10 protein-coding genes and 1 pseudogene are annotated in these 9987 nt (G+C 39.0%); 3 read left to right on the top strand and 8 right to left on the bottom strand.

What is annotated here, in order from left to right:
* Positions 1-464 precede the first annotated feature (464 nt).
* From hemB to ahbD, 6 genes are all read right to left on the bottom strand, one after another.
* Positions 465-1439, bottom strand: a complete 975-nt coding sequence (gene hemB, locus ASJ81_RS05555; protein ID WP_095643621.1) for a porphobilinogen synthase — start codon at positions 1437-1439, stop codon at positions 465-467.
* 198 nt (positions 1440-1637) lie between these two features.
* Complete coding sequence (gene hemA, locus ASJ81_RS05550; RefSeq protein WP_095643620.1) at positions 1638-3011, bottom strand: glutamyl-tRNA reductase; 1374 nt, start codon at positions 3009-3011, stop codon at positions 1638-1640.
* Positions 3012-3176: 165 nt separating this feature from the next.
* The gene (locus ASJ81_RS05545) at positions 3177-3851 is read right to left on the bottom strand and encodes a precorrin-2 dehydrogenase/sirohydrochlorin ferrochelatase family protein (protein ID WP_095643619.1); all 675 of its coding nucleotides are present in this window, start codon (positions 3849-3851) and stop codon (positions 3177-3179) included.
* Positions 3852-3958: 107 nt separating this feature from the next.
* The gene (ahbB, locus tag ASJ81_RS05540) at positions 3959-4417 is read right to left on the bottom strand and encodes a siroheme decarboxylase subunit beta (protein WP_048110369.1); all 459 of its coding nucleotides are present in this window, start codon (positions 4415-4417) and stop codon (positions 3959-3961) included.
* Between the two features lie 4 nt (positions 4418-4421).
* Entirely contained in the window at positions 4422-4970 is a 549-nt protein-coding gene (gene ahbA, locus ASJ81_RS05535) for a siroheme decarboxylase subunit alpha (protein ID WP_141241595.1), read from the bottom strand.
* A gap of 11 nt (positions 4971-4981) precedes the next feature.
* Positions 4982-6031, bottom strand: coding sequence for a heme b synthase (gene ahbD / locus ASJ81_RS05530; protein ID WP_095643618.1), 1050 nt, complete (start codon positions 6029-6031; stop codon positions 4982-4984).
* 377 nt (positions 6032-6408) lie between these two features.
* Here ahbD and ASJ81_RS05525 point away from each other — a divergent pair.
* The 3 genes and pseudogenes from ASJ81_RS05525 to ASJ81_RS05520 all read left to right on the top strand — a co-directional run.
* Positions 6409-6669: pseudogene (locus ASJ81_RS05525) on the top strand (ISH3-like element ISMma1 family transposase); the annotation flags it as partial.
* A 49-nt stretch (positions 6670-6718) separates the two neighbouring features.
* Positions 6719-7078 (top strand): transposase, encoded by a 360-nt coding sequence (locus ASJ81_RS23205; protein WP_212556029.1) that lies wholly within the window; start codon positions 6719-6721, stop codon positions 7076-7078.
* Positions 7079-7107: 29 nt separating this feature from the next.
* The gene (locus ASJ81_RS05520) at positions 7108-7524 is read left to right on the top strand and encodes a transposase (RefSeq protein WP_245859840.1); all 417 of its coding nucleotides are present in this window, start codon (positions 7108-7110) and stop codon (positions 7522-7524) included.
* A gap of 219 nt (positions 7525-7743) precedes the next feature.
* Here the strand turns inward: ASJ81_RS05520 and ASJ81_RS05515 are convergent, their stop codons facing one another.
* Entirely contained in the window at positions 7744-8154 is a 411-nt protein-coding gene (locus ASJ81_RS05515) for a hypothetical protein (RefSeq protein ID WP_095643616.1), read from the bottom strand.
* 283 nt (positions 8155-8437) lie between these two features.
* The gene (locus ASJ81_RS05510; protein WP_095643615.1) at positions 8438-9538 is read right to left on the bottom strand and encodes a hypothetical protein; all 1101 of its coding nucleotides are present in this window, start codon (positions 9536-9538) and stop codon (positions 8438-8440) included.
* Between the last annotated feature and the right edge of the window lie 449 nt (positions 9539-9987).

Raw genomic sequence — 9987 nt, 5'->3', positions numbered from 1 at the left:
GAGTTTTAAGTTAATTTCTGAGTTTTAAGTTAATTTCTGAGTTTTAAGTTAATTTGTGGATTTCAAGTTAATTTCTGAATTTCAAGTTAATTTTTGAATTTTAAGTTAATTTTTGAATTTTAAGTTAATTTTTGAATTTTAAGCTAATTTTTTGAATTGAACTTAAATTGCACATAGAGCTGATTTTATACTGAAAAAAATTATGTTTTATGCGAACAGAACTGCGTTGAATTATATTAATATTAACTATATTTTATATATTTGTTGCACTTTAAGTTAAGGTGCTTTACACCTTACTGTGTTCACTTTTTATCTTATAACAGAGCTTCCCTCTATTAAGCAGTTATTGATGAACTTGGTAGGCTCGTAAGTGGAATGGACAATAGGCTTGAAAGACAGAAAGGTGGAAAGAGGAAAAAATGGAATAAAATCTGGAAAAGAAGGAGCACCTGAAAAAGAGGCACTTACTTCAACATGCGAGCAGCATCTTTTGCAAAGTAGGTAATGATAATATCGGCTCCTGCCCTTTTGATTGAGATGAGGGATTCGTAAACTGCTTTCTTTTCATCAAGCCAGCCATTAGCTGCGGCGGCTTTGATCATGGAGTATTCTCCACTTACGTTGTATGCAGCAGTTGGCATCCCATAGTCCGTCTTAACCCTGTAGATAATATCAAGGTAAGGAAGAGCTGGCTTCACAATTATTATGTCTGCACCTTCAGCTACATCAAGAGTTACTTCCCTGAGAGCCTCATTGCCGTTTGCAGGGTCCATTTGATAGGTAGAACGGTCTCCGAAAGAATATCCTGACTCAGCGGCTTCCCTGAAAGGCCCGTAGAAACACGAATGATATTTTGCGGCATAGGACATGATCGGAATATTCTCAAATCCGTTCATATCAAGTGCTTGTCTGATGGCTTCTACCATCCCATCCATCATACACGACGGAGCCACCATATCAGCACCTGCCCTTGCATGGCTCACTGCAATCTTTCCTAGTACATCAAGGGTAGGATCATTCAGGATTTCTTTCGTTTCGAAATCAACAATTCCGCAGTGGCCATGGCTTGTGTATTCACACATACAGACATCCGTGATCACAACAAGTTCGTCTCCAAGCTCAGCTTTGACTCTCCTGACAGCTTCCTGGACAACATCGGTTTCCCCATACGAAGAACTGCCTTCCGCATCCTTAAATGCAGGAACTCCGAAAATGATCACCGCCGGAATCCCGAGTTCTGCAATCTCTTTTGCCTCATTTGCAACCTCAGAGAGAGGAATATTATATATTCCGGGCATGGAAGGAATTTCAACAGCAGAATCGATAGTCTCATTCACAAAAATAGGCTGAACAAGGTCGTCTACGGATAAGGTAGTTTCACGCACAAGGTTCCTGATCTTTCCTTTTCTCAATCGTCTTAACCTGACATCTGGAAACATTTGATCACTTCTTTGCGAGTTATCTGTAAATTATCTGTAAATTATCTGTAAATTATCTGTAAATTATCTGTAAATTATCTATAAATTAACTGTTAATTACCTGTAAATTATCTATGAATTACCTTAAATTATCTGTGAATTATGTGTAAATCATCTGCGAATTATCTGCAAATTTTAGTAACTTCTGATCCTTTTTTATTAGTTACTTTTTTCAGAAATCCTATCTATCCCACTCTCGCAATCGGGTTTTATTTTTTCTACCTTTATCCCGCAGTCGGATTTCATTTTCTCGCAATCAGGTTTCATTTTTTCCACCTTTACTCTGTCTTTTTCAAGGCAGAAGATCCTTGAAACAACATCAAGGAACTCGTCGTTTCCGAGCTCTGCGGCCTGGCGGAGAACTTTGGTAGGCTCGGCAAGAATTTTGTTTGCGATGGAATGAGTGAGGTCGTCAAGCACCTCGGTTTCGATTTTCCCTATAGTATGGTAAGCACAGAGCCTGTTAACTGCTTTTTCCCTTTCTCGTATCCTTACATCGTAAATTTGCTTGTAAAGGTCGGAAATAATTCTATCAGCTCTCTGGCGTTTGTACTGGAGGTTTAAAAGCTTGATCTCATCCTGAATAATATCCTCGGCTTTTTTAGCTTCCTCTTTCCTCATTTTAAGCGTCTTCTCACTGATCACCCTGAGATTATCAATATTGCACAGTTCCACATTATCGAGTTCAGAAACCGATTCCTCGATATCCCTGGGATTTGCTATGTCAATTAAGAGGAGTTTACGGGTTTTATCCCGGCCTTTTATGGCTTTTTCAACTATTTCCCGAGTTAAAATGTAATGAGGAGCACCTGTACCACTAATTACAACATCAGCATTTTTAAGTTGAGTCTGGACATCATTGAGCCTGACTGCGTACCCTCCCAGTTCGTAGGCAATTTCTTCAGCTTTCTTGAAGGTACGGTTAGCAATGTAGATTGCCTCGATATCCTTTTCAGCCAGGGCCTTTGCTACAAGGACTCCTATTTCTCCTGCCCCTATCACGAGCACCGTTTTTCCTGTGAGTCCGTCCAGAATTTCCTCTGCAAGATCCACAGCTGCAGAACCTATGGACACCGATCCCTTATTGATCCGTGTTTCGTTACGGATACGTTTTCCTACCTGAATAGCTTTATCAAAGGCAGTGTCAAGGATTTTTCCCGTCGTTCCCGATTTTTTGGAATAGGCGTAGAGTTCCTTTATTTGCCCGAGAATCTGGTCTTCTCCGACAATCATAGATTCAAGCCCGCCAGCAAGCCTGAGCAGGTGTTCAAGAGATTCGTCATGCCCATAGAAGTCCATAATATGAGTGGAAGCTCCCATTTCCTTTGCAAAAGAGAAAAGAACACTGCTGCTCTTGGGGGAAACAACATAAATTTCAACACGGTTGCAGGTTTTTAAGACAACGCACTCATAAACGTATTCATGATTATACAAATGGTGGAGCAGACCGTCCAGATCTCCGTGCCAGGCGGACTCCATTTCCTCAATTTTTGCTTTTTTATGGGATATAACCATACTTGAGATTTCTGTCACAGAGAGCCTCCGGATAGAATGAATACAGGAATAGAGTATAATATAAGGAGTTGTAAATTAAACTTTGTCCGCAACTCCTAAGCCTTTTTTCACAAACGAATTTTGTTTACGTATTATTTTATTTAAAGCTTCCATTTGCAGAATATTTTGATTCAGGTCATCTTTTTATCTGTCAAAATTTTCCAGGTAACCTGAAATTATTGCATATGCTATTGCGGCGGCTTTTTCGTAAGACTCGGAGAAACCATTCCATACAGCCTCACTTTCCAGAACTTTCCAGAGAATTACCTTTCTCTGCTTCTGTTCTGCTACATGCTGCTTGAGGTAACTCCTGAGCTCATCCTGAAGCCGGATCATATCGGAATATGCAGGAGTTATCACACTTTCAATTTGCTTGCGGGTATATTTTGAGACTGCAGGACTGTGTCCGAGAGTGGAAATTCCGATTACAAGGTCTCCCCTTTTTATCACTGATGGGATTACGACATTACCTAAAGTGTCTACCTGATTAATCAAAATATCGCTTTCCCCTGCAATATCAGCAATCTTCCGGTTAAGGTCGGAACTGCTGGTTGCAGGAATAACAAGAAAAGCCCCTGAGACGATTTCCCTCAGTTTGGAATCCTCTGTTGCCTCAAGGTCAAGCCTTGAAAGACAGATCTGTCCTGATGCCTCAAGTTCCTTCAGCCTTTCGGAAAAGTCGAGGCTGACGACAATAGTGTCCGCACAGCCACAGAAAAGTTCGGCTTTACGTTCCCCGACAGACCCACCTCCGAAAATTACTATTTTTCTGCCTGAAAGGTCAAGTATGAGGGGGAGAAAATTAGTTTTTTCAGCCATTTTTAGGGACCTCAAAATATAAAAGTAATTAGTTAAAACATATAATTAATACTTATTTAATACTTATTTAATACTTATTTAATACTTATTTAATACTTATTTAATACTTAAAGCCTGACTCCTGTTTTCTTGAACTCTTTTTCGCTGAAGAAGAGGGTATAGTCTTTAATTCCTGTAGCTTCCGAAATCTTCTCAGCTACTTTTTCGCAGTCTTCGGGGTTATAGGAATGGACCATTGTAAACAGATTATATTGCCAGTCAGGATAGCGGGGGCGTTCATAACAGTGCGTAACTTCTGGAAATTCAGCCATGATATTTCCTACCGTTTCGATCTGCTCATCGGGAACATTCCAGACACACATCGCATTGGCTTTTATGCCTATGGCTCTGTGCCCTATTGAAGCCGCAAAGCGGCGGATCTTTCCAGCTTTCTGGAGATTTTTAAGCCTGTCAACAACCTCCTGTTCACTGATTCCAAGTTCAGAAGCAAACTCTTTAAAAGGAGAATGAGTGATAGGAATTCCGTCCTGCACGAGTTTTAGCAGTTTTACATCCGTTTTATCCATAATTTCACCTGATATCAAACTTTACCTGAATCTTAAACAGGTGCTTTGTAGGAAGATCAAGCAGAGGACAGCCAGTTTTCTCCCTAATTTCGCTGAGAATCCTCTCAAGCCTGTTTTTATTTGGGGCTGAAAGCGTAAACCAGAGGTTATATTGTGCAGTACTTCTGAGATAATTATGGGAAACTTCAGGATACTCGTTAATAAAAATAGCAATTTCCTCTATGCGGGAATCCGGCACTTTCAGGGCTACAAGAGTACTTACACCCCCCATATTTCTCGTGCTGAGGACAGGGCCTACCCTTCTTACTGCTCCTTTCCGGTTGAGTTCACGCAGCCTTTCAATTACCTCAGTTTCCGGAAGCCCGAGAATCTCGCCTAACCTTGCAAAAGGTTCGACTTCGAGGGGGATTTCCTTCTGGATAAGGTTGAGGATTCTTTTGTCCGTCTCATCAAGTTCTATTACCGGAACTTCCCCGCCATAAGGATCCATATCACAGGAAAAAACGGCAGCCTCTTTCCGGAGTTGATCTTTTAAGTTATCAATGTCAGTCATCTCGATCACGATCACTTTTTTCCGGGCCTGTATATGCAGTAAGGCTCCTCTTCGAGATAGTCACCTGTAGCAGCATAAGCTCTTGCCCTGCAGCCTGCACAGACTTTTTTATATTCACATATCCCGCACTTTCCTTTAAGCTCTTCGGGATCTCTTAATTTCCTGAAGACCTCGGAGTTTTCCCAGATATCCCTGAAGGATTGTTCCCTTATATTCCCGGCAAGCACAGGCAGGTAGCCGCAAGGGAAGACTTTACCCACACTTGATATGAAACAGAAACCTGTACCTCCGAGGCAGCCTTTTGTCATTGCTTCATAGCCGTGGGTTTTAACCGAGATCTCAATGCCTTCTTTTTTTGCCTGCTGGCGCATTATCCTGAAATAATGGGGGGCACAGGTTGCTTTTAGCTGGATTTTCGATTCTTTTTGCATTTCATAAAACCAGTGTAGAATGCGCTCGTAGTCTGCAGGGGAAACCTCATCGGATTCTTCTCCCCTTCCTGTGGGCACAAGGAAAAAGACATGATATGCAACTGCACCAAGCTCTTTTGCAAGCTCAAAAGTTTTATGGATTTCATCAAGGTTGCGTTTTGAGACCGTAGTATTGATCTGGAAAGGAAAATCGGTTCTTCTGAGGACTTCAATGCCTGCAAGCGTTCTTTCAAAAGCCCCGGGCATGCCCCTGAAATTATCATGTGTCTCTGCAGTTGCTCCGTCAATACTAATGCTGAGCCTCTGCACTCCGGCAGCTCTTAGTTTCTCCACAATTTCAGGTGTAAGAAGAGTCCCGTTTGTTGCAAGCACGACTCGAAGTCCGGCATTGGTGCCATACCGTGCAATTTCAAAAACGTCAGGTCTGGTTAGAGGCTCGCCTCCGCTAAGAATGAGAATGGGTTTTCCAAGCCCTACAACTTCATCAATGAAATGTTTAGCCTCTTCAGTTGTAAGTTCACCTGCTGGAACGGAGGAGGTGGAAGCTCCCCTGCAGTGTATGCAGTTCAGGTTGCATCCTGCAGTCAGTTCCCATGCGATAAGCCTTGGTGCATTTGTCATGGCAATCATAAATTAGCTGTTTTTATTAATAGCATTCACAGTTTAATGAGATTTACAAATTAACGATAATTGGAAAGTTAAAATCATAGAAAGTTAAAATCATAGCTCTAGGACCGAATAGCGGTCAGATTAGTTTTACCGTGAGTCAATCCATTGAGACTTGAAATATCTGGATTTGAAACCTGAAAGATCATATTAATAAAGTAATATTAATATTCTGCCATTTCAAACAGGAACCTGCGAAAAGAGACGGAGAAGTAAAGCTTGTTTTGCCGGAAAATTGAAGATTTTTGATGAGATCTTATAAAAAGAGTCAGTAGTTCCGAATCTCTTTAGTTCCGAAGCTTACTTTTTATAAACGAAGATATCAAAAAAGTATTGAAATTATGGAGTCGTTTGCTATGACTCAAAAAAACGACTCCATATCTGGAACAGACACAGTCAGTTTACTGGCTGTGTCTTCTGAACTCCTTAGTATCGTTAATATAATAACTTTACCCGCTGAAGCAAATTACAGCTATCAAGAATTTCTTAACGTTCTACTTCATGCGGCAACATCTCCTACCGATTCACTCGAATCTGCAAGTAATGATCTCAAGTCAAAAATACCAAATACAAAAATTCCTTCAGCTGATACTATTTTTAATTGAGCCTATCTCACAAGTAATATTATGTTTAAATTATAAATTTATTTTTATGTCATTTCGTGAAATCGATGATGTTCTATGGGAATCCATGGAACCTTCTCTTCCTTCACAGAAACCGCATACAGGAAGGCCACGTGCAAATATGAGGAAGTTAATGAACGGTATTTTGTACGTCGTTATGACAGGTTGTACGTGGAAAGACGTTCCCAGGAGATACGGATCTAAGTCAACAGTACATAAATTCCATCTATATTTGTGTGAACATGGTATCTATCAGAAGATTTTCAATGAACTTTTAAACAAAGGTTACGATTTGAATAAAATAGATCTTTCTCACTGCTTTACTGATACAAAGGATGTTCCGGCTAAAAAAGGGGGAATATCGGCTACGATGGACACAAAAAAATAAAAGGAATAAAAATAAGCATTTTAGTAAATTTGCAAGGTTTACCTCTCTCGATTATTATTGTTCCTGTAAATAAGAATGATTCTACACTTTATATACCTACAATTAAAAATTTCAATATAAAGAGACCTGTAGGAAGGCCTGTTAACAGGCCTTCCAAAGTAACAGCTGATGCAATGTATGATACAGCTAAAATTAGAAAATATAACAGGAAAAGAGGAATAAAGGCCAATATACCAGTAAATAAAAGAAATAGGAAGAAAAGGAAGAGAGAAAGACCAATAAAGGTAGATCATGAAGAATACAAGAAGAAAAGCATAGTAGAAAGGTTCTTTAGCTGGATAGAGTCATGCAAGAAAGTATTTCCAAGATATGAAATTAAAGAAACATCATATTTAGGAGTTGTAATGGTAGCAGCAATAATTAGAGTAAATGAGCTTTTGGGATAGGCTCAATTAAAAATAGAGGTGCTGGAGGTCCAACCAATAAAAATGGGAAAACAACGAAATAGCTCAGGTAAAATCAATATTAAAATTCCTAAAAAATGAGTATTTTTCGATAGTTTTTAATATTTATACCTCCGTAAAACACAAAGTTTGTTCCCTGCAATACAAAAAATAACTTCAGCAATGTAGGAATTGTTAGAGAATATCTGGACAAGCTTCCTCTCAAACCATATCTATCATTATCATTATTGGAGCCTCGTTATCCCTATCTATTACTATAATAGGTGTGCTCCAACGATGTAAGGATACCGGAATGGTTTCCTCTTCAACTCCGTTATCCAGTGTAATCTTGAATGTATAATTCTTCGTTCCGATAGAATATAGAAGACTAAACGGTTTTGCTTCTGAAACACTTTCATCCGGATAAAGCTTGTATGATTCCTTGAACATGGAACTATTGCGCGAGTTCAATATTTCTACAGTTACTTCATGGATCCCTGCATCATTATTTCTGATTTCAAAAAAATTAGGTAAAGCCGGACCGCCCAAAAGGAAAATCAATGCATAATAACCTATAATTGCAACTATGGGTATGATCAGCAAGAAGAGAAGTATTTTTCTAATATTTTGCATTTGAAATCCCTCTAAAGTAGAAGGAGATTTACTAATCTCCTTCTTAGCCAGTTTTCGTTTTGCGATACATTCCTGTTAATCCCCCGGATACAATTGATTGACAATTTTTGAATGTCACATAATCCGCATTTTCATACAGAGATTATCCCAAAACCAATTTTATTCCTGTCTCAATAAGAATTTTATAATCATTTTCAGGATCAGGAACTCAAATTATTATTTGGAGGTAGATATTTTGAGTCAAATATTGGTTTTTAGGATTTGTTCACCTACAACTGAAAACTCAGTTGTATATGCCATTATTTACTTTACTCCAGCACGAACTGCACCATATATTTGTTCCGGCATAAGCCCATGCATAGTTCATAATACACTCTGGGTGAACGGGAGAGTTTTGATCGAGGGCATCGAAATTATGAGAAACTTCATGCTGAACAATGCTGTCATGCGGCCATTCCACACCAATTCCTGTTACAGTATCAGTACATACCGAATAAGCTCCTCCCCGGAGGGTACCATCACTAAGTTCATATGTTCGAGCTATGCCATTATGGTTTAATTCATGTGCCCAACCTAGTACCAGATCACTTGCCGAATAACGAACCCAACTCTCATCATCTTCAAGATCATCAAGAACAGCTGACGCGTCATAGGATGGAGATACATCACTTGCATCCCAAGAATTCCAGTACCACCATCTATAGACACTGATTCCAAAATCTTCAAATCTGGATAACGCATTAGCAGTATCTTGTTGAAATGATTCTGTTGGTGCATGGACACTATCTGTTGCTACAAAAATATGGACATCTATAGCGTCATTTATTGCGTAGGGATTGGTCGTTACACGTGTAGAGGTCTTGGGTTCGATTTCAAGTTCAATCACATCTTCTGACTCACACGACAAAGTTCCTTTTTCAATCAGTTTTTTCACTTCTTCTTTGGGTATAAGATACCCATTTACTTTCTCTAATTTAGGATTTCCTGGATCCACACCATATAATTCCATGTATTTTTGCCTTGCATTGTCTATGATATCGAACATTTCCTCAGTGGTTATTAAAAGATCATAGTTTTCTCCTTTTATCATACCTTCGTGAGGTCTGCCCGTATCACTCGCTACAACTCTTTTATCGCTATGCAAAATCGTTCCTTCCAAGTAGTTTGGAAGCTCATTGTTTGCAAATTTTATGTCGTTTTTACTTATGTTGTATTTGATATACAAATCCTGCAATTCTGCATCTGTATAATTTATACTGTTTTCTATTGAAACTTCATCAGAATTCTTTTCAGTTTGAGCGTTCACAGCTGGCACAAACGCCGTGCTCACAATCAATAATGCCGCAAGTAGTGCACCAATACCAAATTTCCTGTTTGCAATCATTCTTTTACCTCGTGATTTTATTCCCGAGGCAAGATCAAGCAAGCTTCAAATATTCGCAAAGCTATCATTTCCTTGCCTCAGGGCATGTGAAGTTCAAATATGCTCTGGAAGGTTTGTTTGAACTTCACACTCAAAAATCTCTCTTAATCTTCTCCTATACATTTATTATGATGATGAATTTTTCATCAGCCTGATTAACATTCATTAAACCACTTCTTTTTTTCATCGAAAATGGCGGAATTTCAGAGCTCTAATTGATGCCAAGAATTCGATCTTACTTTCAGCAAATAATCTGGTATTCTTTTCTTAACTAAATCATAAAATTGACAAAAATAATAGCAACATACATGCCTCAACAAAAGAAAAAAATATATTACGTCAAAACAATTTAATAGATAATCCATTTTTATCCGATTGATGTTTTAAAACACCTGAATGTTAGCATTTCC

Origin of the sequence: Methanosarcina spelaei, from assembly GCF_002287235.1 — an archaeon.
Classification (GTDB): Archaea; Halobacteriota; Methanosarcinia; order Methanosarcinales; family Methanosarcinaceae; genus Methanosarcina; species Methanosarcina spelaei.
This window is presented reverse-complemented; position numbering and strand designations above follow the sequence as displayed.